The 26,012-nt window shown below is 61.2% G+C and carries 25 protein-coding genes; 6 read left to right on the forward strand and 19 right to left on the reverse strand.

Annotation, left to right across the window (positions count from 1 at the left end; translation table 11 throughout):
- Positions 1-50: 50 nt before the first annotated feature.
- Genes PRI8871_RS02570 through PRI8871_RS02600 form a run of 7 tightly spaced genes read right to left on the reverse strand, consistent with a single transcriptional unit; the run spans position 51 to position 6,463 of the window.
- Positions 51-1,253: a TCR/Tet family MFS transporter gene (locus tag PRI8871_RS02570; protein WP_108884606.1), complete on the reverse strand. Its 1,203-nt coding sequence runs from the start codon at positions 1,251-1,253 to the stop codon at positions 51-53.
- A 3-nt stretch (positions 1,254-1,256) separates the two neighbouring features.
- Positions 1,257-1,964, reverse strand: a complete 708-nt coding sequence (locus PRI8871_RS02575) for an alpha/beta fold hydrolase (protein WP_108884607.1) — start codon at positions 1,962-1,964, stop codon at positions 1,257-1,259.
- On the reverse strand, positions 1,957-2,751 hold the full coding sequence (pcaD, locus tag PRI8871_RS02580) for a 3-oxoadipate enol-lactonase (protein WP_108884608.1): 795 nt from the start codon (positions 2,749-2,751) through the stop codon (positions 1,957-1,959). Before pcaD ends, PRI8871_RS02575 begins: the two co-directional genes overlap by 8 nt.
- Positions 2,752-2,772: 21 nt before the next feature.
- Positions 2,773-3,975 (reverse strand): endonuclease/exonuclease/phosphatase family protein, encoded by a 1,203-nt coding sequence (locus PRI8871_RS02585; RefSeq protein ID WP_108884609.1) that lies wholly within the window; start codon positions 3,973-3,975, stop codon positions 2,773-2,775.
- 3 nt (positions 3,976-3,978) lie between these two features.
- Positions 3,979-4,953 carry a threonine ammonia-lyase gene (locus tag PRI8871_RS02590; RefSeq protein ID WP_108884610.1) on the reverse strand — a complete coding sequence of 325 codons (975 nt, stop codon included), beginning with the start codon at positions 4,951-4,953 and terminating at the stop codon, positions 3,979-3,981.
- On the reverse strand, positions 4,950-5,780 hold the full coding sequence (locus PRI8871_RS02595; protein WP_108884611.1) for an alpha/beta fold hydrolase: 831 nt from the start codon (positions 5,778-5,780) through the stop codon (positions 4,950-4,952). The genes PRI8871_RS02590 and PRI8871_RS02595 overlap by 4 nt, the downstream gene beginning before the upstream one ends.
- Entirely contained in the window at positions 5,780-6,463 is a 684-nt protein-coding gene (locus tag PRI8871_RS02600) for a haloacid dehalogenase type II (RefSeq protein ID WP_108884612.1), read from the reverse strand. Before PRI8871_RS02600 ends, PRI8871_RS02595 begins: the two co-directional genes overlap by 1 nt.
- A 168-nt stretch (positions 6,464-6,631) precedes the next feature.
- Here PRI8871_RS02600 and PRI8871_RS02605 point away from each other — a divergent pair, with 168 nt between their 5' ends.
- Positions 6,632-7,060, forward strand: coding sequence for an FKBP-type peptidyl-prolyl cis-trans isomerase (locus tag PRI8871_RS02605; protein WP_108884613.1), 429 nt, complete (start codon positions 6,632-6,634; stop codon positions 7,058-7,060).
- 208 nt (positions 7,061-7,268) lie between these two features.
- On the opposite strand, the gene PRI8871_RS02610 is transcribed toward PRI8871_RS02605, so the two are convergent.
- Both PRI8871_RS02610 and metG read right to left on the reverse strand, forming a co-directional pair.
- Entirely contained in the window at positions 7,269-8,108 is an 840-nt protein-coding gene (locus tag PRI8871_RS02610) for a LysR family transcriptional regulator (RefSeq protein ID WP_108884614.1), read from the reverse strand.
- A gap of 238 nt (positions 8,109-8,346) precedes the next feature.
- On the reverse strand, positions 8,347-10,059 hold the full coding sequence (gene metG, locus PRI8871_RS02615) for a methionine--tRNA ligase (protein ID WP_108884615.1): 1,713 nt from the start codon (positions 10,057-10,059) through the stop codon (positions 8,347-8,349).
- Positions 10,060-10,308: 249 nt separating this feature from the next.
- On the opposite strand from metG, the gene PRI8871_RS02620 reads away from it, so the two are divergent.
- Positions 10,309-11,355 (forward strand): Hint domain-containing protein, encoded by a 1,047-nt coding sequence (locus PRI8871_RS02620; protein WP_108884616.1) that lies wholly within the window; start codon positions 10,309-10,311, stop codon positions 11,353-11,355.
- A gap of 2 nt (positions 11,356-11,357) precedes the next feature.
- Here the strand turns inward: PRI8871_RS02620 and PRI8871_RS02625 are convergent, their stop codons facing one another.
- Positions 11,358-11,816, reverse strand: a complete 459-nt coding sequence (locus tag PRI8871_RS02625) for an SH3 domain-containing protein (protein WP_245897773.1) — start codon at positions 11,814-11,816, stop codon at positions 11,358-11,360.
- A 148-nt stretch (positions 11,817-11,964) separates the two neighbouring features.
- On the opposite strand from PRI8871_RS02625, the gene PRI8871_RS02630 reads away from it, so the two are divergent.
- Positions 11,965-12,951, forward strand: coding sequence for a 2-hydroxyacid dehydrogenase (locus PRI8871_RS02630; RefSeq protein WP_108884618.1), 987 nt, complete (start codon positions 11,965-11,967; stop codon positions 12,949-12,951).
- A gap of 130 nt (positions 12,952-13,081) precedes the next feature.
- Here the strand turns inward: PRI8871_RS02630 and PRI8871_RS02635 are convergent, their stop codons facing one another.
- On the reverse strand, positions 13,082-13,984 hold the full coding sequence (locus PRI8871_RS02635) for a LysR family transcriptional regulator (RefSeq protein WP_181389348.1): 903 nt from the start codon (positions 13,982-13,984) through the stop codon (positions 13,082-13,084).
- Between the two features lie 152 nt (positions 13,985-14,136).
- On the opposite strand from PRI8871_RS02635, the gene PRI8871_RS02640 reads away from it, so the two are divergent.
- Positions 14,137-14,982, forward strand: coding sequence for an alpha/beta fold hydrolase (locus tag PRI8871_RS02640; protein ID WP_108884620.1), 846 nt, complete (start codon positions 14,137-14,139; stop codon positions 14,980-14,982).
- 73 nt (positions 14,983-15,055) lie between these two features.
- On the opposite strand, the gene PRI8871_RS02645 is transcribed toward PRI8871_RS02640, so the two are convergent.
- The 8 genes from PRI8871_RS02645 to PRI8871_RS02680 form a co-directional block, all read right to left on the reverse strand.
- On the reverse strand, positions 15,056-16,348 hold the full coding sequence (locus PRI8871_RS02645) for a TRAP transporter large permease (RefSeq protein WP_181389349.1): 1,293 nt from the start codon (positions 16,346-16,348) through the stop codon (positions 15,056-15,058).
- Entirely contained in the window at positions 16,345-16,890 is a 546-nt protein-coding gene (locus PRI8871_RS02650) for a TRAP transporter small permease (protein ID WP_108884622.1), read from the reverse strand. Before PRI8871_RS02650 ends, PRI8871_RS02645 begins: the two co-directional genes overlap by 4 nt.
- Positions 16,887-17,894 (reverse strand): TRAP transporter substrate-binding protein DctP, encoded by a 1,008-nt coding sequence (gene dctP / locus PRI8871_RS02655; RefSeq protein WP_181389350.1) that lies wholly within the window; start codon positions 17,892-17,894, stop codon positions 16,887-16,889. The genes PRI8871_RS02650 and dctP overlap by 4 nt, the downstream gene beginning before the upstream one ends.
- Positions 17,895-18,119: 225 nt before the next feature.
- Entirely contained in the window at positions 18,120-19,685 is a 1,566-nt protein-coding gene (locus PRI8871_RS02660) for a 2-isopropylmalate synthase (RefSeq protein ID WP_108884624.1), read from the reverse strand.
- A gap of 227 nt (positions 19,686-19,912) precedes the next feature.
- The gene (locus tag PRI8871_RS02665; protein ID WP_108884625.1) at positions 19,913-20,707 is read right to left on the reverse strand and encodes a glutathione S-transferase family protein; all 795 of its coding nucleotides are present in this window, start codon (positions 20,705-20,707) and stop codon (positions 19,913-19,915) included.
- A gap of 51 nt (positions 20,708-20,758) precedes the next feature.
- Positions 20,759-21,586 carry an NAD-dependent epimerase/dehydratase family protein gene (locus PRI8871_RS02670; RefSeq protein WP_108884626.1) on the reverse strand — a complete coding sequence of 276 codons (828 nt, stop codon included), beginning with the start codon at positions 21,584-21,586 and terminating at the stop codon, positions 20,759-20,761.
- Positions 21,583-22,419 carry a glycosyltransferase gene (locus tag PRI8871_RS02675; protein WP_108884627.1) on the reverse strand — a complete coding sequence of 279 codons (837 nt, stop codon included), beginning with the start codon at positions 22,417-22,419 and terminating at the stop codon, positions 21,583-21,585. The genes PRI8871_RS02670 and PRI8871_RS02675 overlap by 4 nt, the downstream gene beginning before the upstream one ends.
- Positions 22,420-23,640, reverse strand: coding sequence for an NAD-dependent epimerase/dehydratase family protein (locus PRI8871_RS02680; RefSeq protein WP_108884628.1), 1,221 nt, complete (start codon positions 23,638-23,640; stop codon positions 22,420-22,422).
- Positions 23,641-23,821: 181 nt separating this feature from the next.
- Between PRI8871_RS02680 and PRI8871_RS02685 the strand changes: the two genes are divergently transcribed.
- Positions 23,822-24,484 carry an SDR family NAD(P)-dependent oxidoreductase gene (locus tag PRI8871_RS02685; protein ID WP_108884629.1) on the forward strand — a complete coding sequence of 221 codons (663 nt, stop codon included), beginning with the start codon at positions 23,822-23,824 and terminating at the stop codon, positions 24,482-24,484.
- Positions 24,478-26,004 carry a cryptochrome/photolyase family protein gene (locus PRI8871_RS02690; protein ID WP_108884630.1) on the forward strand — a complete coding sequence of 509 codons (1,527 nt, stop codon included), beginning with the start codon at positions 24,478-24,480 and terminating at the stop codon, positions 26,002-26,004. Before PRI8871_RS02685 ends, PRI8871_RS02690 begins: the two co-directional genes overlap by 7 nt.
- The last annotated feature ends 8 nt before the right edge of the window (positions 26,005-26,012 follow it).

Genomic DNA, 26,012 nt, shown 5'->3' on the forward strand with positions numbered 1-26,012 from the left:
GGGCTAGGGTGCTTGGCGCGGGCAGGGGGGGCAAGCCCCGCCCGGTGATGTTACGCAACGGAACGGCGGCCAAATGACAGGTAGAGGCCCAGTGCCACGGCCATCAACCCCATCGCCAGAACGAAGGGCGCGCCGGGGAAGAACACCGCCGCATCGGGCGCGGTGAAGACGGCAAAGACCGAGGTCATAACCAAGGGCGCGATGATCGTCGCCACCGCCCGGAGCGAGGTCAGACCGCCCTGCAATTCGCCCTGCTGGTTGTCAGGGGCATTTCGGCTGAGCAAGCCTTGCAGCGTCGGCGGAGCCACATCGCCCAAGGCGGTCAGCGGCGTCAGGATCAAGATCCAGAAGCCTGAGGTCACAACGCTGATGGCGGCAAAGGCGGCAATGCTGAAGGTCAGGCCAAAGATCATCGTGCCGCGTTCGCCCAGCAATCGGTGCATCGGCGCGACCAGTCCGCCCTGCACCGCGGCCATTGCCACCCCGTAAAGGCCAAGTGACAGGCCAATCATGCCCGCATCCCAGCCAAACCGGGCATGGCCGAAATAGGCCCAGACGGCGGGATACACGAAAAACGACAGCTCCATCAGGAAAAAGATCGCCATGCCGCGCCCAACGCCCGGCAATTTGTTCAGCGCCAGCAACGCGCCCAGCGGGTTGGCGCGCTTCCATTCAAAGGACCGGCGGATTTTGTCGGTGACGGTTTCGCGCAGAACAAAGGTGCCAAGACCAAGGTTCAGCAGCGCCAGCGCCATCGCGGCATAGAAGGGCGCGCGGGTGCCGAATTGCCCGATCAGCCCGCCGATGATCGGCCCAAGCACAAAGCCTAAGCCAAAGGCCGCGCCCAGATAGCCAAAGTTGCGGCCCTTTTGTTTGGCGTCCGAAATGTCGGCCATATAGGCAAAGGCGGTGGAATGGGTGGCGGCGGTGATCCCAGCCACGATCCGCCCTAAGATCAGCAGCGTCATCGTATGGGCCACCGCCATCACCAGATAATCGGCGGCCATCACCGCCAAAGCCACCAACAGCACGGGCCGCCGCCCATACCGGTCCGACAACGCCCCCAGAAACGGGCCGAACAGGAACTGCATCACCGCAAAGGCCGTGGTCAGAATACCGCCCCAGACCGCTGCATTGCCAATGGTGTCGCCCGTCACCTCTTGGATCAGGTCAGGCATGACCGGGAAGATCAGCCCGATGCCCATGGCGTCAATCGCCACGGTGGCAATGATGAAAAGGAACGGTAAATTCATGGGTTAGCCAATAATACGGGTCACCAAAGCAGCCAGCCCATCCGGGTCCGAAAAGAACGGCGAATGCGATGTCGGCATTTCATACACGTCTTCGGGCTCAAAATCGGCGGCCATGGTGTCTTGGAATTCGGGCGGGATCGCGCTGTCGTAGCGACAGACGATATAGCTGCGCGGGACGGTTTTGTATTTCGCGCCCAAGGTCACCTTGGTGGCCTGAGGCAGGATCGCCTGCGGCGTCACATGGGCCAGCGCATAGGCCACCTGTTCATCGCTGCAATCGTGGTAAAACACCTCTTTGGCGTGTTCCGGCTTGATTGAGAATGTCACGCGGTCTTCGGATTTCTGGATGGCCTTCATGATCGGCTGGCGCGGGGCGCGCAGGCGCATTTCCACCAGCGAATGATCATCCCAAGGCACATAGGCGCATAGGTAAATCAGCCGCTGGAAATGGGTCGGGTCCAGATCGGCGGCGCGGCTGATCGGATAGCCGCCCATGGAATGGCCCATCACAATGGTCGGCCCGTTCAGAGCGTCCAGAATGGTCTGGGCGTATAGGTCCAGCGTCACATCTTCGGGCGGGGTGGTGTCTTGGCCGTGTGAAGGCAGGTCGATGGCCCGTACTGTATGGCCCAAGGCCTCAAGCGCCGGGATCGTATCGCGCCAGCACCAGGCGCCGTGGCCCGAGCCGTGAACCAAAAGGATATCAGCCATTTGCATGCCCCACGCGCGCTAGAAAGTCCGACAGGATGCGGGCGTATTCCTCGGGCTGTTCGACGCAAGGCAGATGGCCCGCCTTGCGGATCAGCGCAAAATCCGACCCCGGCACCAGATCCACCGTTTCGCGCACCAGATCGGGCGGGGTGGATCCATCATCGCTCCCCGCAATTCCCAACGTTGGCAGGCGCAGGCCGGAGGTGGGGGTGATAAAATCCGTGCCGGAAATCGCGGCGGAACAGCCGATGAACCCCTCAAGCGGTTGGCGCACATACATATTGCGCCACAGGGCCAATTCATCACTGTCGCGGAAGGCGGCGGTGAACCACCGCTCCATCGTGGCATCGGCCAGCGCCTCAACCCCGCCTTGCCGCGCGGCGGCGATGCGGTCGTTCCAGATCTCGCGCGTGCCGATCTTGGCGCCTGTGTTCGACAGAACGATTGCCCGCACCAGATCCAGCCGCTTGGCCGCCAGCCCCTGCGCGATCATCCCGCCGATCGACAGGCCAACGAACACCGCGTCTTTTAGGCCCAGATGATCCATCAGCGCCTCAGCGTCGCTGACCAAAGTGCCCATCGAATAGGGTTCGGCCGTGACGCCCGACAAGCCATGCCCGCGTTTGTCATAGCGGACCAGCTTTAGCCCGGCGGGCAGCATGGGTACGATCTTGTCCCAAAGCCGCAGATCGGTACCAAGCGAATTGGCAAACACCACCGGTGCGCCGTCTTCGGCGCCATCGACCCGGTAATGCACCAGATTTCCATTCAAACGCGCGATCTGCATGGTCTCTCTCCCGTTGCGGCCTTAGTCGTTCAGGCGCAGATGCGCCATGATCTGCCCATGATCCGAGGCCAGTTTGTTATAGGGCGCTTCGGCGTGGCTGCCATCGGTCAGATGGTCGTTCAACACGCTGAAATAGGTCATCTCGCCGATGCGTTTGCCATAGTCCGGGTGGAAGTGGCGGCTGAGATAAATCTGATCGATGCTTTCATAGACGCCGCCAAAGGCCGTGGTGAACACCATGTCGCGCAGGCTTTTGCGTACGAACAGCTTTTCCGCCGAATGCAGGCGCACCCGTTCGACGTTTTCGGTGATCTGCTTGGCCTCTTCCTTGGAATAACGGTCGTCGCGGTGTTGGGCATCATGGCGCAGCATCCACGCGTAGTTGCGGAACGGCACTTCGCCCGCGATGATTTCCGAACTGACGGCATGTTCGCCGTCGTTGAAATCACCCATGGCCATCACCGGGCGGCCCTTGGCCAATTCGTCCAGAATGGCGCGGCGCAGCACCCATGCCTCAGCCGTGCGGCGCATGGCGGCGCGCAGGCTGCCCATGGCGCGGCCTGCGGGATCGTAGCGCGTCAGGTCTTCTTCGGGGGCGAACGCGGCGCTGCCGGGGCGATGGAATTCGCCCAGTTTGGATTTCAGATGGCAGTTGAACACCGTGACGATGTGGCTGCCCATGCGAATGCGCACTTTCAGGATGGGGCGGGACAGGCGGCGCAGCCGGAAATAGCCCGCGTCATCGTCAGGCAGGCCGCGCAGGGGCTGAAACGGAATGTCCAGCGGTTCGGCCAGATCTTGGATGACCTCGGGCGCGTCCTCGAACGGCAGGCGCGACAGGATCGCCACGCCGGGGCGGCGCTTGCCCGGCTGGCCCGTGTCGGCGGCATTTGGCGCAAAGGCCAGATTGGCCGCGCCGTAGGGGGTATAGGCCAAATGCCGAAAGATCGCCTTCTTGCGGTAGGGCTTATCCCGGCCCGGCAAGGACACATCATTGAGCGCGGCCCCGCGCGCATCTGCCTCGGCGATCACATCGCGCAAGGCGGCTTCGTCAAAGATTTCCTGAAAGCCGATGATATCGGCATCCAGCGACAGCACCTGATCGGCCAGCCAGCTTTGTTTCCATGCGTATTCTTCGGGGGAATAGGTCTGAAATTCGTAATACTCCTGATCGGGGCCGATCAGGTTCTTGGTGTTGAAGCTGGCGATGGTGACGTCGGTCATGGCCTATCCTGCGTGGGTTGTCAGAACCTCGGCAAACAGTGCCGGATCGACATTGCCGCCTGAAATGGTCACGATCACGGTATCAGTGTCGATCTGATCGCCCAAGAACAGCGCCGCCGCCAAGGCCGCCGCGCCGCCGGGTTCGGCCACCAGTTTCAAGCGTAGGAACGCCTGCACCATCGCGCGCTTGACTTGGTCGTCTCTGACCACCAGCCCCGGCCCGCACAGCCGTTGCATGATGGGAAAAGTGATCTGGCCGGGGTGCGGCGTGATGATCGCATCGCACAGCCCGCCCGAGGTCACAGCGTTCCGCTCAATCCGGCCCGAGGCCAGCGACCGCGCCACATCATCAAAGCCCTCAGGCTCTGCTGGCCGCACGCGCAGGCCGGGGGCCTTGGCCTCCAGCGCCAGTGCGATACCGGATGTCAGCCCGCCGCCGCCGCAGCAGACAATCACATCGGCCTTGTCCACACCGATTTCGGCGGCTTGTTCGACGATCTCAAGCCCGCAGGTCGCTTGCCCGGCGATGACTTGCGGTTCATCAAAGGGTTTGATCAGCGTCAGCCCGCGTTCCGATGCCAGACGCGCGCCGATCTCGTCGCGGTCCTCATTGGCGCGGTCGTATAGCACGACCTCGGCCCCCAGATCGCGGGTGTTGTTGATCTTTAGCGCGGGCGCGTCGGCGGGCATGATGATCACCGCGGATGTCCCATGTTGACGCGCGGCATAGGCCACGCCTTGGGCATGGTTGCCGCTGGAAAAGGCGATGACGCCGCGCTTGCGGGTCGCCTCATCCAAGGCCGACACCGCCGACCACCCGCCCCGCGCCTTGAAGCTGCCTGTGTGTTGCAAGCATTCGGCTTTGACCAGAACGCGCCGCCCGGCCAGATCATCCAGAAACGGTGACGACAGCAAGGGCGTGCGGCGGATATGGCCAGACAGCCGCGCGGCGGCGGCTTCGATCATGTCGATGTTCATGCCGGGACTTTCAGCATTTTGAGCCAGCGTTGCAACGCGTCCAGCGCCTCAGGCTCATCCAGAAACGGGATATGACCACGGTCAGGCACTTCGGCGGCAATCATATCGGGGCGGCGTCGCTTCATCTCGGCGAAAGTGCCGGGCGACAGAAGGTCCGAATTTGCCCCGCGAATGGTGCACAGCGGCAGACCCTTGAACGCATCGAACAGCGGCCAAAGATCGGGGATCGGCTGGGCGCCGGCCTCTAGCACCGCCTCGCGCAGCTTGGGATCATAGGGTATTTTGAGCCCATCGTCGGTGACAACGTAAAGGTGATCGACCTCTTCGCGCCAGCGGCTTTCGGGGACATTGGCAAAGCCCGCCATCACGCCCGCGCGTTTGGCAATCGCCTCATCCACGGTTTTCCACTTGGGGTTCCGGCCCAGATAGCCTTCGATCACCTTCAGGCCATCGGCGGCAATCTCGGGTCCGATGTCATTTAGTGCCGCGCCCAGCAGGCGGTCTTTGACCGTTGCCGCCAACGCCATGGCAATCAGCCCCCCGCGCGAGGTGCCAAGGATCGCGGCCTTGGCAATGCCAAGGTGATCCAGCAGGGCCAGCGCATCCTGCCCTTCAGTCGGGATGGTGTAGGTGTGATAATCGGCCCAATCAGATTGCCCGCGCCCGCGATAATCCAACCGGATCAGGCGCACGCCAGTCAGATGCGGGGCGACATAGTCAAAGTCCCGGTGGTCGCGGGTCAGGCCAGACAGGCACAGCAGCGGCAGGCCCTCGCCTTCGTCGGTGTAATGCAGGGAAATGCCGTCATGGGTGGTAAACTTGGGCATCAGGCGACAAGCTCCGGGATGGTGGTCAGATCAGACAGAACATGGGCGGGTCTGTGCGCCAGCCGGTCCATCGGCAGGCCCGCGCGGTTCACCCATGCGGTGGTGAACCCATAGCCCGTGGCGGCGGCAGCGTCCCAGCCGTTGGAGGACACGAACAAAACTTCAGACGGCGCACAGCCAAACCGGTGGCCCACAAGGTCATAGACCTGAGGCGCGGGTTTGAAGATGCCGACGCTTTCGACTGACAGCACCGCATCCAGATATTCGCCGATGCAGGCATGATCGACCGCACCTGCCAGCATATCCGGGCTGCCGTTCGACAAGATCGCGCAGTTCATGCCCTTGGCCTTTAGGGTGGCCAGCATCTTGGGAACCTCGCGGTAGGCGGCCAGTTCCCAGTAAAGCGCCAGCAGCGTTTCGCGCAATTCGGGATCATCCCCCATGCCCTGACGTTCCAGCGCCCAGTCCAGCCCGTCTTGGGTCACCTGCCAGAACGGCACGTGTTCGCCGGTGACTGCCCGAAGCCACGAATATTGCAGCTGTTTCTGGCGCCAATCCTCGGCCAGAACCGGCCAGACTTCGGCCAGTTTCGCATAGCCGGGACGGTCTGCCAAAAGCCGGGCGGCAGCGGCCACATCGAACAGGGTGCCATAGGCATCGAAAACACAGGTGGTAATGGGCATGGGGCTCCTCCTTCGGGGCAGACTGACACGGCTTTTGCGCCTGCGAAAGAGGGAAAGCCGCCAGTGGTTTGCAAACTGACGCGCGTCGGGTTACCTTCCCCGCCATCGTTTGAGCACCCGCGCGCGGCGCGGCCTCGTAAATCAATTCTCCGACAGTTAGGACAGCTAATGACGCAAGCCAAAGCGGGCGATACCGTAAAGATCCACTACACCGGCACTCTGGCTGATGGCTCCACCTTCGACAGCAGCGAAGGCCGCGATCCGCTTCAGTTTCAGGTTGGTTCGGGCCAGATCATTCCCGGCCTCGATCAAGCGATCCCCGGCATGGCCGTTGGCGACAAGAAAGTCGTCGAAGTCCCCTGCGGCGAGGCTTATGGCGACGTGAACCCGCAGGCCCGTCAGGCCATCCCGCGCGAACAGGTTCCGGCGGACATCCCGCTTGAGGTTGGCACCACGCTGCAAATGCAAGCCCCGAGCGGTCAGGTGATCCCGGTGGTCGTGGCCGAAGTGAGCGAGGCCGAAGTGACGCTGGACGCCAACCACCCGCTGGCCGGTAAAGACCTGACCTTCGCCATCGAGATGGTCGAAATCGCGTGATCCAGCGGTGTGGCCTTCGGCCACGCAGGTTTGATCGAAAGCGGCCCCATTCGGGGCCGCTTTTGCGTTTGTCGGGCGGCGTGCGTTCGACGGATGTCTGGCGGCTTGGGGGCGTTGCGTGGGCGTATTTACCAAAGAGAAGAAGCAGGGGGACGGTGCCTCTTGCTGTGCGGGTTGCCTAGATGGGGCAACGCCGTAGGGTGGGTTTTCAACCCACCGCGTCGCGCCCCAGAAGCCCCGTGATCGCTTTGATCGCCGTGCGGATGGCCGGGTCATGGCGGGCGTCATTATGGGTGACAAGCCATTCGTCATGGCTCAGGGCCTCAATGGGGGCGGTCAGGCGGGTCAGTCCCGGTTCGGCATCGCCTGCGAAACAGGGCAGGATGATGCGCCCGAAGCCCGACAGAGCAAGATCAAGGCACAGCCGCGTGTCGCTGGCGGTTGTGGTGATTTGGCCGCCGTGCGTGTCGTGCAGCCAGCGCTGTGATTTTGGCAGTGGGCCGGTTGCGGGGAGCGAGACATAGCCCGTGACGGCCTCGGACAGGCCGTAGATCGCATATGTCACTTGCCGCAGCTTTTGACGGGCCAGCCATGGGTGATCCGGGGCGGCGTTTCGGATGCCGATGTCCGCTTCACGCCGGGCCAGATCCAGCTTGGCATTGGAGGGGATGAAGCAGGGCAGCCAATTGCCCGACTGGCAGAGTGCCGGGCTGAGGGTGCGGGCCAGATGGCGCGAGGTCAGAAAACCCGCCGTAATACGCACCTGAGCCGGTCCGTGATCGCGGGCAAGCCATTGATTGCTGCGTTGCCTGAGCGCGGGCAGATCACCAAGTTCGGCCACAAAGGCACGGCCTTGGGCCGTTAGCGCGTAGCCCGCTTTGCCGCGCAGAAACAGAGGGCGGCCGATTTGCTGTTCCAGCTTGGCCATTCTGCGCGACGCTGTGGGCAGGGGAATGTTCAGGCGGCGGGCCGCTTCGGCCAGCCCGCCCGCTTCGGCGATGGCGGCCAGCAGTTCCAGATCATCAAGAGAGGGCGCACTTCCATTCATGGAAGTCATGTTGCTGGGATCGCGGCTGTTTGCAAAGGAAATTCACGCGCATCTTGCTTGGACGGTTGTTCCACATTGCGAGAATGAAAGATGATGCCGATTTTGCACCCCTTGCCGCCGGTCGATCAAAGGTCGACAGAAACGGCTCGCCTTGAAAGCCTGATGCGGACCTATGGCAAACAAAAAGCCCGCAGGCGCTGGTTGCGGCTGCGGGCTTGGATGTTCGGGCGGCGCAAGTTTAGGTGCGCACGCCAGCAAAGCGTTCTTGCCAGTCGGCGCGTTCATCATCCGTGATCTTGCGGAAAGTCACCTCTGGCACGGTGAAGGCGTGGCCTGCGGGCAGGGCCTCTAGCGCGGCGGCGACATCTTCGGGCCAATCGGCAGTGTCTGAGTGCATCGCGGTCAGCAGTTGTGCCGAAGCATCGGGGATGAACGGGGCCGACAGAATCGCATAAAGACGGATCAGGTTCAGGCCCAGGCGGATCTGCATGGCGGCCATTTCGGGATCTTCCTTGATGGTCGACCACGGGGCCACTTCTTGCAGGTATTCATTGCCCAGAACCCAGATCGCGCGCAGCGTGGCGGCGGATTTGCGGACCTCGATCGCCTCCATCTGCGCTTCATAGTCGCGAACCTTGGCGGTCAGCTCTTCGATCAGACGGGTTTCGCGTTCGGTATAGGCGCCGCCCTCGGGCACGGCCTCGGTGAACTTGGAGCGGCAGAACTTGGTCACGCGGCTGGCGAAGTTGCCCAGCACGTCGGCCAGATCCTTGTTCACGCTGGTCTGGAAATTATCCCATGTGAATTCGGAGTCCGACGATTCCGGGGCGTGGCTCAGCAGCCACCAGCGCCAATAGTCGGCGGGCAGGATTTCCAGCGCTTGGTCCATGAACACGCCGCGCCCGCGCGAGGTGCTGAACTGGCCGCCGTCATAGTTCAGGTAGTTGAACGACTTGATGTAATCGACCAGCTTCCACGGCTCGGCCGAGCCGAGGATGGTCGAGGGGAAGCTGAGGGTGTGGAACGGCACGTTATCCTTGCCCATGAATTGGGTGTAGGTCACATCGTCTGCGCCTTTGTCGGTGCGCCACCAGCGTTCCCAATCGGTGCCTTTGCCCGCATCGACCCATTCTTGGCCGCAGGCGATGTATTCGATCGGCGCGTCGAACCAGACGTAGAAGACCTTGCCTTCCATGCCCGGCCACGGCTCATCGCCTTTCTGGACCGGCACACCCCAGTCAAGATCGCGTGTGATGCCGCGGTCTTGCAGCCCGTCACCATCGTTCAGCCACTTCTTGGCGATCGAGGTGGTCAGAACCGGCCAACCCTCGCGGGTGTCGATCCATTCTTCAAGCTGGTCCTTCATCTGGCTCTGGCACAGATAAAGGTGCTTGGTTTCGCGCATTTCCAGTTCGGTGCTGCCCGAAATGGTCGAATGCGGGTTGATCAGGTCAACCGGGTCCAGCTGCTTGGTACAGTTGTCGCACTGGTCGCCGCGCGCGCTATCGAACCCGCAGTTGGGGCAGGTGCCTTCGATATAGCGGTCGGGCAGGAAGCGGCCATCGGCATGGGAATACATCTGCGTCTCGGACACTTCGCGGATCAGGCCCTGATCGGCCAGACGGCCAGCGAAGTGCTGGGTCAGCTTGTGGTTCGCCTCAGAGGACGAGCGGCCAAAATGGTCGAAGGACAGGCGAAATCCCTTGGCGATCTCAGACTGAACCTCGTGCATTTCGGCGCAGTATTCGGCCACCGGCTTGCCGGCCTTGGCGGCGGCCAGTTCGGCAGGAGTGCCGTGTTCATCGGTCGCGCAAAGGAACAGAACCTCGCGGCCACGGGCGCGCTGATACCGGGCGAACAGATCCGCCGGTAGCTGGCTTCCGACCAGATTGCCCAAATGCTTGATGCCATTGATGTACGGGATGGCAGAGGTGATGAGATGGCGCTGCATGACGAACCCTGTTCCTGTTTGGGCTTTCTCTAAGCCCAAAGCGCCCAAAGAGCCAGAGGCCGATTGCGCATGGTCGCCGCGAATTCACGTTGCGTCACTCGCCATTTGAGGGAGTTTCGTGGCGGCTTGGCAACTGTTTGCGGGCCTTGGCCCGGAACTTACATGCACAACGGGTGATATGCCTTTGAAAAAACGTCCTTCCTGCGTTATCGTTAGCAAAATAACAAAAAGAGCAGGCAAATTGGGGAAATGACGTCGCGCTGTAAAGGCACGCATGTTTTCTCATGGTCGCAAACGGAAATCGATGGATTGGAAGCTGCGCCGATTGACGCCCTGAGCGTTGGCGCGGTTTGGTCATGGTTCGGGTCAACCACGCGTGTGGATGGGCCGAATGGGCCGCTGATCTTGGAAAATGCGATCGGAGAGGACGAATGGCGCAGTCGGGCCGCGAAAGCGGTCCGTAAGCTGATGCGCACCGCGAAGCCAGCGGACGTGGAAGCTGTGCCAATTGCCGAAGACCTGACCGACGCAGGGTTTGCCGTCACCAACGGTGCCCGGACCTATACCATCACCATTATCGACATTGGCCTGGGCCGTGCGCCGCTATTGATGTGCCTTGGCGAATTGCCGCCGCGCGGCCAAGAGCTTTGGGTGGTGGATACCATCGCCCCGGCCCGCCGCCCTGTGCATGCGCCGCAAGGGGTGATCTGTTTTGCCCCCGGTACGCGGATGTTGACCCCGACGGGGATCAAACTGGTCGAGGATTTGCGCGAAGGCGATTGGCTTCAGACCAAGGACAATGGGGCGCAGCCGGTGCAATGGGTCGGGTCCGAAACCTATAGCGGTGCACATCTGTTTGCCCAACCAGCGCTGCGGCCGATCCGGTTGCGGGCCAATACGCTGGGCATTGGCCGCCCGGATCATGATCTTGTCATCTCGCCGGAACATCGCCTGTTGGTGCAGGGCCGCGCGGCGCAGCGGCTGTTCAACACCGACGAAATTCTGGTCATGGCCAAGGATCTGGTTGATGGGCGCGGGGTGTCGCGCGATCTGACGGCGCAATCGGTGACCTATATTCATGTGTTGATGCCGCGCCATGAGGTGCTGTTTGCCAATGGCATCGAAACCGAAAGCTTCCACCCTGCCGATGCATCCTTCGCCGGGATGAGCCGGGGCAACCGCCACGCGCTATGCGATCTGTTCCCCGGAGTTGTCGAAGACCCGTATCTTTACGGCGGGCACGCGCGGCGGGTGCTGTCGCGGCCCGAAGCCGCGATCCTGATGCACGCGGCCTAGGGTTATTCGCGGATCTCGTCGGGGGTCACGCCCCAAACCGCCGACTTGCGCGCCCAGCCTTTGAAGCCTTGGGCCTCCATCTGGCACCAGTCGATTTCGCAGGTTCCCAGATAGGCCACCACGCCGGTTTCAAGCTGTGCGCGGATCGGGGCCTTGTCATCGGGACGGGTGCGGAGGCCAAGCATATCTTCTTCGATCAAAACGGTGCGCTGACCAGACAAAAGCGAATAATGCACCCATCCGCCCGCGCCATCGCGGTCATGCACGCGGCGCCAATGTTCATATTCGGCGGTGATCATCAGCGGCATGTCACGGTGCTTGAACACCCAGTCAATCCGGTGCGTCAGGGACGGGCCGCGCCGCACGTTCGCCTCGGCCGCTTTGAGCGAGACAAACCGCGGCAAAGGCAAGTTCGTAACCGGCCCTTTTTCAACCGCAAGCGCCGGAGTCGCCAGCACCATAGCCAGCAAGAAAAGCCCAGTTTTCCTGAGTGAATAGCGTTTCATTTGTATCCTGCCCGAGTTTTTCCAGCGGGGTTCTTGTGCCCCGTGCTGACTTGGGACAGTGTGGCAGAGAAGCGCGTCAGTGCAAAGTATAGGAGACCGGGACATGCCATCAAAACGCCTGAGTGTTGTTGTGACGCGACGCTTGCCAGAGGTGGTTGAGACACGGCTGTCGGAACTGTTCAACGCCAAGCTGCGCGACAGTGATGAACCGATGTCGCGCGAAGATCTTGTCGCGGCGATGCAGTCCGCCGACGTGCTGGTTCCGACCCTGACGGATCGAATCGATGCCGGGATGATCGGGCAGGCTGGCCCCGATCTAAAGCTGATCGCCAACTACGGCGCAGGCGTCGACCACATCGACGTTGATACCGCCCGCACCAACGGGATCATGGTGTCCAACACCCCCGGCGTGGTGACCGAAGACACCGCCGATATGGTCTTGGCGCTGATGCTGGGCGTGACCCGCCGCATTCCTGAAGGGCTGGCGGCCATGCAATCGGGCGAATGGCAGGGATGGTCCCCGACGGGGTTCCTTGGCGGGCGTCTGGGCGGGCGGCGTCTGGGCATTCTGGGCATGGGCCGGATCGGCCAAGCCGTGGCGCGTCGCGCCCGTGCCTTTGGCATGCAGGTGCATTACCACAATCGCCGTCGTCTGCGCCCCGAGGCCGAAGACGCGCTGGATGCGACCTATTGGGAAAGCCTTGATCAGATGGTGGCGCGGATGGACGTGCTGTCGGTCAACTGCCCGCACACGCCTTCGACCTTCCACCTGCTGAACGCGCGGCGGCTGAAACTGATGAAGCCCTCGGCGGTGATCATCAACACCTCGCGTGGTGAGGTGATCGACGAAAACGCCATGGTGCGGATGTTGAAAGCGGGCGAATTGGCCGGTGCGGGGCTTGATGTGTATGAACACGGGCTGCGCGGAAACCCTGAGCTGTGCAATATGCCCAATGTGGTGATGCTGCCGCATATGGGGTCGGCCACACAAGAAGGCCGGGTCGAGATGGGTGAGAAAGTCATCATCAATATCAAGACCTTCGACGATGGCCACCGCCCGCCGGATATGGTGGTTCCGGCCATGCTGTAAGCACGTTCAAAGTGCTGCGATGGATAGGCGTGGGGGTTCCCGCGCCTTTTCTTTTGGCCGGTCGCATGGGGCTGGCGCTGTGTTGCGTATTTAAGAAAGAGAAGAAGCAGGGGGCGGGGCGCCCAGTCCTTTAGTGTGGGTTTCTGCCGGATTGGGCGCGGCCCAGATGCGTCTTGAGTTCGCGTATAAACAGCCCCGTGACCTGACGGGCGTCATCGCTGCGGGTCAAAAGGCCCAAGGGGGGCAGAGGCGTGGTCGCCATGCAGTCCAGCTCCACCACGCGGCCGTCGCGCAGCCAAGGTGCGGCGACGCCGCGCGGGATAAGCGTTAAGACGTCGCTGGTGGTCAGGAAGTTCAGGGTCAGGATCGACACATGGGTGACCACGCTAAAACGATTCTCGGGGGGCAGGTCGATCTCTTCCGCCAGTTCTTCTAGCCGCTGCCGGGCGATTGATCCGCGCCGCGACACCAGCCAATTCGCGCGGGCCAGTTCCTCGGGCGAAATATGCCCTTTTCTGGCCAGCGCGTTTTGCGCACCGCAGACCACGACCAGCGGATCCTCGATGCATTCGACAAATTCCCAACCTTCGGGAATGATCGACGCGCGGCGCATGAACAGGATATCGCATATTCCGTCCGAAATCGCGTGCAACGGATTGGAGGCCGAGGTTTCGGTAATCTCGACATGCACTTTGGGGTGGCGGCGGCCAAAATCGGCGATCATCGGCAAAAGCAGGCTGCTGATGGCGCCGGGGGGCGAGGAGATCCGCAAGAAACCGGCGTTTTCATTGACAACATTGGCCACCACTTCGGACCCGTCACCGATGGCCGCGATGATGCGCCGGGCCACGGGGATCAGTTCGGTAGTGACCGCGGTGGGATCGACACCGCGGGCGTGACGCTGAAACAGGTCTACCCCCAGCAGCTTTTCCAATTCCGAGATGGTCAGCGATACCGCAGGCTGTGACATGCCCATCGCCTCGGCCGCGCGTTTCATGTTTCGCAGCTCAAACAGATGGATGAGCAGCAGCATGTGCCGGAACTTTGCCTTGGCAATGAAACGGCGAAAAATGGCTTCGGACTCGGGGTGCATGGTATTGGGAAACTTAATCAAGGTCGCCCATAAATTATTAGTGCCTAATGACTCGGCTGTCTACATTTGCCAAGGAATGAGGGAGGACATCTATGTCTTTTGAGCAATTGGAGCTGTCGTCTGTGGCGCTGCCCGATGGGGCTGTGATCACCTATGTGCGTGAAGGCGCGGGCGTGCCGTTGATTATGATCCATGGCGTTTTGGGCGACTATCGGTCTTGGGCCCCGCAGTGGGAGGCCTTTACCAAGCACTACGATTGTTTGTCGATCAGTTGCCGGTTCAGCTATCCCAATGGCAACACGATGGAGGCCCCGGACCACAGCGCCGAGGCCGATGGCCATGACATAGCCGCCTTCATGGACGCGCTGGGGATCGACAAGGCCATTCTGGTCGCCAGCTCCTACGGAGCCTTTGCCGCGATGACAATGCTGGGCAATCATCCGGGCCGGGTTCTGGCCGTCGCAGCGGTGGAGCCGCCGATGATGAAATACGCCGAGATGTTTGAGGATACGGGCGCGGTGGCCGCTGCCTTCCGCGAAGCGACAGTGGTGCCGTCCCGCGCCGCGTTTGAACGGGGCGAGGATGATCTGGGCGCGGTTCTTCTGACGGGCGGCATTCGCAATATCGCCCCCGGTGACATTCCTGAGCCAATGATGGAGCGTCGCCGTCAGAACATCATGGCCGGTCGCCGCGTGGCGCTGTCGTCAGATGAATTCCCGCTGGTCGATCCGCAGGCGCTGGCGGCGTGTAAGACGCCGGTTTTGTTGATGACGGGGGCGAAAACTGCACCGATCTTTACGGCGATCATCACAGGGATTGAACGCGTGATGCCGCAGGCCCGGTTCGAAGTCATCGACGGTGTGGGCCATAGCGTGGCGCAAGAAAAAGCCGAGGTGTTCAACCCGATGGTTCTGGAGTTCCTGCAAGCCGCGATCTGAGGCGCAATGCCAGATAGAAAAAGGCCCGATCCCTTCTTTGGGGTCGGGCCTTTTCTTTCGCTTTTACTAAGTGTTAGCTTTTGCCAAAGACCATGTTCGGCAGCCATGTGGTGATTGCGGGCACATAGGTGACCAGGATCAGCAGGCACAGCATGATCAGGAAGAACGGCACCGTGCCCTTGATCACTTCGGCCACAGGGCGGCGGGTCACATTGGCCATGATGAACAGGTTCAGGCCAATCGGCGGCGACAGCAGCGCCAGTTCGATGTTGATGATCATCACCACCGCGAAATGCGTCATGTCGATGCCCAGCGTGCGCACGATGGGGGCCACGATCGGCAGCACCACAAGGATGATAACCGCGCCTTCCAGAAACATCCCCATCAGGATCAGGAAGATGTTCATCGCCGTCAGGAACTGCCAAGGCTCCAGGCCCATTTCCGACACGGTTCGCGCAAGGTTCTGCGGCAGGCCCGATTTGATCACCCAAGCTGACAGCAGCAGCGCGCCGATGACTTTGACGATCACAACGCCGGTGCGGTCGATGGCCTCGGTAAACAGGCTAAACACATCGCGCAGCCGCCCTGTCCGATAGATCAGCAGCACCGCAACGATGGCCACGGTCGCGCCCAGAACGGCGGCCTCGGTCAGGGTGACGAACCCGCCATAGATCCCGCCAAGCACCACCACCGGAATGGCATAGGCGGCCAAGGCATAGGTGTTCTTGCCAATGAATTCTTGCCGGGTGGCCATGGGCATTGGGTTGCCGCCCACCTTTTCGGCGACGATGAAGATGTAGATCCCGAACAGCGTGGCCTGCAACAGCCCCGGCATCACACCGCCAAGGAACAGGCGCGGCACAGATTCTTCGCCAATGATCCCGATCAGCAGCATCGGCAGCGACGGCGGAATCAGAATGCCCAGTGTGGCAGACGCCGCCGTCAGACCCATCGCAAAGGACGGACGATAGCCGTTTTCGATCATCAGCGGCACCAGAAGCGTGCCCATTGCCAGCGCCGTCGCCATGGACGACCCGTTGATCGCCGCAAAGACCGCCGTGGCCGCGACGCCAGCAATCGCCAGACCGCCGCGCATCCAGCCCAGCCAGGTCAATGCCGCGTCAAACAGCACCCGCGCCACGCCGCCGCCGCGCATGGTGACCGCCGCCAGCAGGAAGAACGGCACCGCAATCAGAACCGGCGAATTGAGGTGATCCAGCGCGTGTTGGCCCAGACCGGCCATCGACACGCCCTCATGCAGCAGCAGCACGACGGCAACCGTGCCCAAGACAAGATAGATCGGGGCGCCAATGATCAGCAGGATACACACACCGATCAGGCCCAGAATAAGCAGTAGAAGCGTCAATCCGAATAGTCCCCGTTGTGTGCGATTTCGGCGGAAAGGTCTCCGTGATCGAATTCGACAGCATTGCGGGCAAGCAGCGTCAGGCGGTGCAGCACGAACAGGATGTGCACGCTAAAGGCGCTGGCAAGCGAGAGGTAATAGATCCAGTATGGCAAGCGAAGCGAGCTGTCGGTGCGTTCGTCCCACATTATCGCGTCTTGCACCACCAGCCATCCCGAATAGACGAGGATGACACTGAACATCAGCCCAAGCAGCAAAACCGCATATTCCGAGTAGGTCTTGCCCTTGTCGCCAAAGGTGCGCCAGACGATGTCCATGCGGATATGGGCGCGGCGGTGTTCGATGCGGGCCACGGACAGCAAGACGGCCCAGATGATCGAGAACACGACCACCTCCATCAGCCAATCGGTGCCGGATCCGGGGATGAGATAGCGTTCGACGACGCCAAACACCGATAGGGCATAGGCCACGGCAAGAAGTGTTGCCGTGACCCAGCCAATCAATGTGTCCAGACCGTCGAAAAAACGATCCAGCGCGGTCACTTTGCTGCGTCCGCCGCCAGTTGGACGATCTCAGCCGAGATTTCGAGCTTTTCGATCATCGCGTCTTGGATCGCCAGCATGGCCTCATTCGCTTGGGCGATGTCTTCGGCGGTGGCGTTTTCGGTGACGATGCCATGCTCTGCCAGTTTGGCGATGTTTGAGGCTTCTTCCTCAAGCACCTTCTGGCGCTGTTCCATGGTGATTTCGTCCCACGTGGACCGGAACAGGGCTTGTTCGTCTTCGGTCAGGCTGTCCCAATAGCCTTTGTTCACCATCGGCGTCAGGAAGCCGATAATGCCGCCGTCCCAGAACCCGTGCTGAACGCCCGCGTCCCACATTTTGTTGCCATAGATGTAGTCGGGCCCGCCCATGGTCGCGTCCACCACGCCTTGTTGCAGGGCCAGCGGCACATCGCTGCCCGGCATCGACACAGCCGAGGCGCCAATTGCGTCCAAACGCATGACCAGCGCCGCGCCGCCCGGAATGCGGATCTGCATGTTCTTCAGATCGGCGAAGGATTTCATCGGTTTTTCGGTCGAAAACAGGAACACTTTGCCCATCGACCAGTACTTTCCGGGGACTACGACGCCCATCTTGTTTTCAAACTGCGTCGACAGCGCATCGCCAAGACCGTTGTCCAGCATCGCGGCGCGGGCCTCATCGCTCATGCCATTCAGCATCGGCAGATCAAACACGTTGTAATCGGCCACAACGCGCGACAGGTAGGGCGTTACCAGAATGGCCATGCCTGCATCCCCGCGGGCCACGGCCTTCATGGCATCGCGGCTGCTGAACAATTGGTTGCTGTCAAAGATCTGAAACGTCAGCGATCCGTTGCTCCGCTCGCCCAGTCGGTTCGCGAATTCATTGATCATCCGGGTGCGCAGGTGCGACGGCGGCGTGTCCATCGTGATCACCAGTTTGTCGGCGGCGAATGCGGGCGCTGCGGCTAGAAGCGAACCGACCACGGCCCCGATGGCCGCCGCGCGGGTAAATAGTTTCATGGTTTCCTCCCTATGAAACATGGTTGGGTCATGCCTCAGGGGAAAGCGTAGCGACAACGGATATAAAGGAGTAATAAAAAACACTGGGCATCAATAAGGGATGCAAAAGGCTCTTTTGTCATATGTGTCGTCGATTTCGTGGGGCATGGGCGCAACGCCGTAGGGTGGGTTTTCAACCCGCCGCGCATAAGCAAAACGCCCGGCGCTGGGCCGGGCGTTTCAGGATCAGGCGTCCTTGTAGCTGATTTCCTTGGCATCCGCGCCGGGGCCAGCCTTTTCGCGGCGCACCAGCAGACGGTTGAGCGCGTTCACATAGGCGCGGGCCGAGGCGACAACCGTGTCAGTGTCTGCCGACTGGCCGGTGGCGATCAGGCCGTCTTCCTCAAGGCGCACCGAAACGGTGGCTTGGGCGTCGGTGCCTTCGGTGACTGCCGCCACTTGGTACAGCTGAAGCCGCGCCTTGTTCGGGTGCAATTCGCGCACGGCCTTGAAGGTGGCATCCACGGGGCCGTCGCCCTGACAGGTGGCGGTGGCCTCTTTGCCGTCGATCTCCATCTCAAGCGTGGCTTCGGCGGGGCCGCCGGTGCCGCAGACAACCTTGAGCGACAGAACCTGAAGGCGGTCATAGTCGCCCTCGGCCGAGGCGGTGATCAGCGCGACGATGTCGTCGTCATAAACCTCTTTCTTGCGGTCGGCCAAAGCCTTGAAGCGCACGAACACGTCTTTGAGCTGGTTGTCACCGACATCATAGCCCAGATCGCGCAGCTTGGCGCGAAGCGCGGCGCGGCCCGAATGTTTGCCAAGCGGCAGCGAGGTGCCGGCAAGGCCCACGTCCTCGGGGCGCATGATCTCGAAGGTTTCCTTGTTCTTCAGCATGCCGTCTTGGTGAATACCGGATTCATGCGCGAAGGCGTTCTTGCCGACGATGGCCTTGTTGAACTGCACGTTGAACCCCGAGGCCGTGGCAACCCGGCGCGAGATGTGCATCAGTTTTTTCGATTCAACGCCGGTGTAGAACGGCATGATATCGCCGCGCACTTTCAGGGCCATAACGACCTCTTCCAACGCGGTGTTGCCTGCGCGTTCGCCAAGGCCATTGATCGTGCATTCGATCTGGCGTGCGCCGCCCTCAACAGCGGCCAGCGCGTTCGCCGTCGCCATGCCAAGGTCGTTGTGGCAGTGGGTGGCAAAGATCACCTCATCCGCGCCGGGCACGGTGGCGATCAGGCGTTTGATCAGGTCAGCCGACTCACGCGGGGCGGTATAGCCAACGGTGTCGGGGATGTTGATCGTGGTGGCGCCAGCCTTGATCGCAATCTCGATCACACGGCAGAGGTAATCCCACTCGGTGCGCGTTGCATCCATCGGCGACCACTGCACATCAGGGCAGAGGTTGCGGGCATGGGTCACCGTTTCGTGGATGCGGTCGGCCATCTGATCCATCGTCAGGTTCGGAATGGCGCGGTGCAGCGGCGAGGTGCCGATAAACGTGTGAATGCGCGGCTTTTCGCAGTTCTTCACCGCGTCCCAGCAGCGTTCGATGTCAGGGAATTGCGCGCGGGCCAGCCCACAGATCGACGCGTTCTTGGCGCGTTTGGCGATTTCCGACACAGCGGCAAAATCGCCTTCCGAGGCGATCGGGAACCCGGCCTCGATGATGTCGACGCCCATATCGTCCAGCAGCTCGGCAATCTCGAGCTTTTCGTCATGGGTCATGGTCGCGCCGGGGGACTGTTCGCCGTCACGGAGGGTCGTGTCAAAAATGAGCACGCGGTCTTTATCGTTGGTCATGTCTGAAGTCTCTGTTTTGTCTTTATCCAGTGTCACGTCGGCGCGATGCAGGCCTCCTCTGAGCGGACGCGCCGTGACGGCACGCTCAGAGGCGTGTTAGGATTAGACGTAGGGCCAGCGCAAGCGCGGAACGCTGCGGTGCATCAGGTGCGATATGGCCATTCATCATCATGCCGCGGACTATGCCGCGCGGGTTTCAGAATGAAAAGCCCTTTTTCGCGGGAATTTCAGACCAGCCCCAATTCGGCATCGCTGGCGATCCGGTCATATTTGTCACGCGGCGGCATGGGACGGGTGCGCCAATCGGGATCGAAGGTGAAACTTGATTTGCTTCGCCCCTCGGGCAGTGCGCCGTTCCCGCAGCCGATGGCGTAGTCGTAATACAGTTTCACGATCTCGTCATGGCTGACCTGCTGCGCGGCGGGATGGGCCATGCAGGCGCTGCGCCATGCGGCGACGCGGGCATAGTCCGGCGTATCGGGCAGGGTGAAACCCTCGTAATACTCAAGAAACCAGAAGCGCATGAACATCGAGGTATAGACGCATTCGACCAGCCCGAAGTCATCAAACACGAATGGACCATCGGGGGCAAAATGCTGCAATTCGTTGTTCAGCCAGCGGTATTCGGCCAGATGCGCCTCGCGCAGTTCATCGGTTTTGCTGCGGTCGCGGTTCATCACGAACTTATAGCCCGTCATGGCAAACTCGCCCTGACGGGTGATCAAGAACCGTTCAACGCTGCGTTTGTACGCATCGGTCTGGGCGACGGGGCGGTCGGCAAAGCGTTCCTCGACATAGCGTAGGATCACGAGGCTTTCCTTGATCACCTCGCCGGTCTCCAGCTCCATGATCGGCAGGGCGGTGGTGCCGCGCGATTTCTTCAGCAGCTCTGGATCGCGCGGTTTGGAGATGTCGACCGTGACGAAATTGATCTGATCCCGCAGGCCCTTAAGTTCGAGCAGGATCTCAACGCGCTGCGAGAAGGGGCAAACGGGGATGTGGTAAATAGTGGGTTTGGTCATCGGGAAATCCTCTTTGGGCCAAAGTTAGCTCAAGCAGAGTGACTTGGCCATTCACACCATTGCGCGCAGGGCCTCTTTTAGCCGGGCTATTCCACCGGGCTGCCAGCCAAGGGCGCGCAGGCGGGATGTGTCCATCACGTAATAATCTTTTGAGCGGGCGCGGGCGGGGATCGGGCCTTTGCGGTGGCTCGCCTCCAGATACATCGCCAACAGGTCTGAGCGATCAAGTAGCAGGTCCGACACGTTGAGGATCGGCGGCGTGTCTTGGGTCAGGGCGACGCGGCCAGCGGCGGCAAGGTCCGCGCCATGAACCTCGGTGCCCACACGGGGGGCGATACGGCGGCCCGCGGCGAAATCGTCAAACAGCCCTTGCCATTTATGCGCAGGGCCGGGGCCGTAAACACCCGTTGCGCGCAGGCTGGTGGATTTGAGGCGGGAGGTGGCGAGCGCCTGTTCGACCTGCAATTTGACCTGCCCATACAGCGTTTCGGGGGTGCAATGCATGTCTTCGGTCAACACGGCACCGGGCGCTTGCTGGCCATAGACGGCGCGGGACGACAGGAAGATAAACCGCCTTACGCCCGCCGCCTCGGCCGCGCGGATCAGTGCGAGCGAGCCATCCAAATTGGCGCGGCGAAACCCGTCTGGGTCATTGCCTTCGCCGCCGCGATATTTGCCCGGCTCGTGCAAATAGGCGCAGTGGATCACCGCATCAAACCCGGCCAGATCGGGGGCAGGGCCGTTCAGATCATAGGGCAGGTGCGGCACCTCAGGGGATGGTGTGCGCGATAGGCAAACCACCTGATCGCCCGCAGCCAAAGCCTCGGCCACGAAGAAGCGCCCGACCAGCCCGTTGCCGCCCGTGACTGCGATTTTCATGCGCGCGGCCCCGGAAGGCTGGCGATGTCGGGGATTGCGTCGCCATTGGCGAACCGCTGCCATAGCTCTATCAATGGCAGGAGTTGGGCGCGCTTGGGGTGGTCGGTCTGCCACGGCTTTTCGTACTGGTAATGCAACACATGGATGGCCTTCCAATCCCAAAGCGCGGGCATGTTGAACCAGACGTATTGCAGCATGTTGTAGAACACTGGAAGGCCGTGCCAGTCGGGGAAGTAGCTTTCCAAGAACGTCTGATCGGTGCGCCGCCAAAAGGCCCCGGGCACGTCCAGCTTGGCCAGCATATCGTCAAACGTCGCCTGCGCGGGGCGGGCGGTGAACACGCCCGAGTTCAGGCGATGAAAGTCAGCCATGGTTTCATACACGTTTGGGGCGGCGGAAAAGTCAGGGTAGGCAAACAGCCGATCACAGTATTTCAGCATGATCGCATCGGCGTCGATAAATACCACGCTGTCATAATCGAGCTGCCACAGGCGCAGTTTGCTGAAATTGTCCAAAGGCGTGTGAAACACAGGCTTACCGCCCTTGGTGAAGGGGGCCAGCGTGTGGATCTTGTCGCGGGCGTGGGCCTCGGCGAAGGCCGGGCTGACGGGCATAAACTCGGCCAGAACCAACCGCGCGCCCAGCGACTCCAAGGGGGCCAAACGTGCCTCATCCACGCCGCCAGTGTACAGCACCACGCAATCCGCCTGGGTTCCCGTGTGGCGGATCGACCGGATCAGGGCCGTGGCCCCAAGCACATAGTCTGCATTCGTGACCAGCGTAACATAGGCGTGCCGGCCCTGCGCGGGCCGGCTGGCAGTCAGTGCAGCCATTTACGAAACGGCCTTGAGGCGCTTGCCTTCCGGGTCACGCTCTACCCGCTCGCCCAATTCCTTGGTCCAGGCGGATACGGCGGGCACTCGTTTGCGATCAATGCGGTGGGCGTATTTCTTCGCCACATCAACCACTTCGCTCATCAGCCCTTCGGCCAGCGTGATTGGGTTCAGGCCAAGGCTCAGGAACTGGTCGTTCTTGACGATCAGATCGTTCTCGGCGGCCTCTTTGCGCGGGTTCGGCAGGTAGGCCACTTTGGCCCCGGTCAAGCCTGCGATCATCTCGGCCAGATCGCGCACGCGGTGGGTTTCGGTCATCTGGTTGAAGATCTTCACACGCTCGCCAGCTTTCGGTGCGTCGTTCAGGGCCAGTTCGATGCAGCGCACGCAGTCTTGAAGATGGATAAACGCGCGGGTCTGGCCGCCGGTGCCATGTACGGTCAGCGGATAGTCAATCGCGGCTTGGATCAGGAAACGGTTCAACACCGTGCCATAGTCCCCGTCATAGTCGAAGCGGTTGATCAACTGCTCATGGCGGCGGGTCTGCTCGGTGTGCGTGCCCCAAACGATGCCCTGATGCAGATCGGTGATCCGCAGGTTGTCGTTTTGGGCGTAGAACTGGAACAGGATCTGATCGAGCGATTTGGTCATGTGATAGACCGAGCCGGGGCGCGTGGGATAGAGGATCTCAAGTCCCTTCTTTTCGCCTTCAAGGTTCTCAATCTCAACATCCAAGTAGCCTTCGGGGATGGCCGCGCCGACGCTGGAATAGCCGTAAACGCCCATTGTTCCGAGGTGGACCAGATGCGCGTCGATGCCGGTTTCGGCCATCGCCGCCAAAACGTTATGCGTGGCACTGACGTTGTTGTTGACGGTGTAGGTTTTGTGGCGGTCCGTCTTCATTGAATAGGGCGCGGCCCGCTGTTCGGCAAAATGGATCAGCGCGTCAGGACGGTATTCCAGCAGCCACGCCTTGAAGCGTTCATAATCCTTGGCCAGATCCAGCAGATGAAACTGAAGCGCGCGGCCAGTGACGTCTTTCCAGATCCGGCACCGTTCCTGAATCGAATCCATTGGCGTCAGCGATTGAACCCCCAACTCGGTGTCGATCCAACGCCGCGATAGGTTGTCGATGATGTGAACCTCGTGTCCCAAATCAGACAGGTGAAGCACGGTCGGCCAGCCAACAAATCCGTCGCCGCCAAGAACTGCAATGCGCATAAGTGGTCCTTTCTTCGCATGGCGTTTATTCGCTTTTGACGATGATTTTGACGTCGCGCAAGGTTCATAAAATCGTTACATATCAATATGATAGGTGTCAAATTTTTGTTACATTACCCCCTCGTCTTGACCTCTTGCCGCGCCCGGCTATCTGGCGTGTCAGGGGTGAAAAGGGACGTAAATGCGGGCACTTGTTATCGGTAGCACAGGCGGGATCGGGGCGGCGTTGGTCACCGCTTTGACGTCGCGCGGGGCCGAGGTCACAGGCCTGTCGCGGCGTGGCGACGGTTTGGACATCACGGATGCGTCGGCAATTTCGCGCCGGTTTGCCGCACTCTCGCCGGGGTATGACCTGATTTTCACCGCCACAGGCGCCCTAGAGGTTAACGGCGCGGCGCCGGAAAAGGCCCTGTCTGCCCTGACGCCCAAGGCCATGGCGGATCAGTTCGCGGTCAATGCGATTGGGCCGATGATGGTTCTGCAACAGGCGCAGCCGCTGCTGGCGCGGGATCGGCGGGCGGTGATTGCCACGCTGTCGGCGCGGGTTGGGTCCATCGGTGACAACCGGCTTGGTGGCTGGCACAGCTATCGCATGGCCAAGGCCGCGCTGAACCAAGGCATTCGCGGGGCCGCGATTGAACTGGCGCGGACCCACAAACAGGCGATCTGCGTAGCGCTGCATCCCGGCACCGTCGAGACCGAATTCACGCGCAAATATCTGGGCCGTCATCCTGCCGTCCCACCGGCCGAGGCTGCGGAAAACCTGCTGCGGGTGATTGCCGGGCTAACCCCCGGCGATACCGGTCAGTTCTATGATTGGGCGGGCAAGCGCGTCCCATGGTAAGGCTGGTTTTGGTACTGGGGGACCAACTGTCGCCCGATCTGTCCGCCTTGGCGCAGGCGGATAAGGCGCGCGATGTGGTCGTGATGGCCGAAGTGCGGGACGAGGCGACCTATGTCCGCCACCACCCCAAGAAAATCGCCTTTTGCTTTGCCGCCATGCGCAAATTCGCCGCCCGTCTGCGGGATAACGGCTGGGATGTGCGCTATTCTGAATATGACGACACGCATAACGCGGGCTCGATCGTCGGAGAACTGCTGCGCCGCGCGGATGAGATCGGCGCAGCCGAGGTGCTGGCAACGGAACCCGGCGAATGGCGTTTGATTGAGGCGTTGAATGCTGCGCCCGTTCCCGTGACAATCCTGCCGGACGACCGATTTATTGCGTCACATCAAGAGTTTGAGTCTTGGGCCAAAGGGCGAAAGACCCTGCGAATGGAGTATTTCTATCGCGATATGCGGCGCAAGACGGGTTTGCTCATGGACGGGGACAAGCCCGAGGGCGGGCAGTGGAATTATGACCACGACAATCGCAAACCCGCGCCGGATCAGGTTGACTATAGCGGCCCGATGCAATTCACACCTGACGCCACAGTCGAGGCGGCGCTCGATCTGGTTGAGGCCGAATTTGGCGACCATTTCGGGCACGCGCGGCCCTTTTGGTTTGCAACTGACCAAGAACAGGCGCGGCGTGCCTTGACGCATTTCATCAAACACGCCCTGCCGAAATTCGGCGACTACCAAGACGCGATGCTTGACGGGAACCGGTTCCTTTATCACGCGGTAATCTCGGTCTACCTCAATGCGGGCCTACTGAGCCCGCTTGAGGTCTGCCGCGTCGCCGAAGACGCCTACCGGGCAGGGGATGCGCCGTTGAATGCGGTGGAAGGGTTCATCCGCCAGATCATCGGCTGGCGCGAATATGTGCGCGGGATCTATTTCCTTGAGGGGCCGGACTATCCGCGCCGCAACGCGCTGAGCCACCAACGCCCCTTGCCTGCGCTGTATTGGGGCGGTCCGACGAAAATGCGCTGTCTGTCCAAAGCGGTCGAACAAACTCGGGATGAGGCCTATGCCCACCACATCCAACGCCTTATGATCACGGGAAATTTCGGGCTTCTGGCCGGGATCAACCCAACCGCGCTACATGAATGGTATCTTGAGGTCTATGCCGACGCCTATGAATGGGTCGAAGCACCGAACACCGTCGGAATGAGCCAGTTTGCTGACGGCGGGATCATCGCCTCCAAGCCCTATGTGTCCAGCGGGGCCTATATTGACCGGATGTCAGACCATTGCCGGGCCTGCCATTACGACGTCAAAACCAAGACAGGGCAGGGGGCCTGTCCGTTCAACCTGATGTACTGGGCCTTTCTGGACCGTCACCGCGACAGATTTTCCGGCAATCCGCGCATGGGCAATATGTACCGTACTTGGGATCGAATGGACGCAGGCAAACGCCGTGTCATTCTGGACGAGGCCGAAGCCTTTCTGACCGCGCTGTCAAATGGCGATCCTGTCTGACTTTTCCT

Source organism: Pseudoprimorskyibacter insulae, from assembly GCF_900302505.1.
Taxonomy (GTDB): Bacteria; Pseudomonadota; Alphaproteobacteria; order Rhodobacterales; family Rhodobacteraceae; genus Pseudoprimorskyibacter; species Pseudoprimorskyibacter insulae.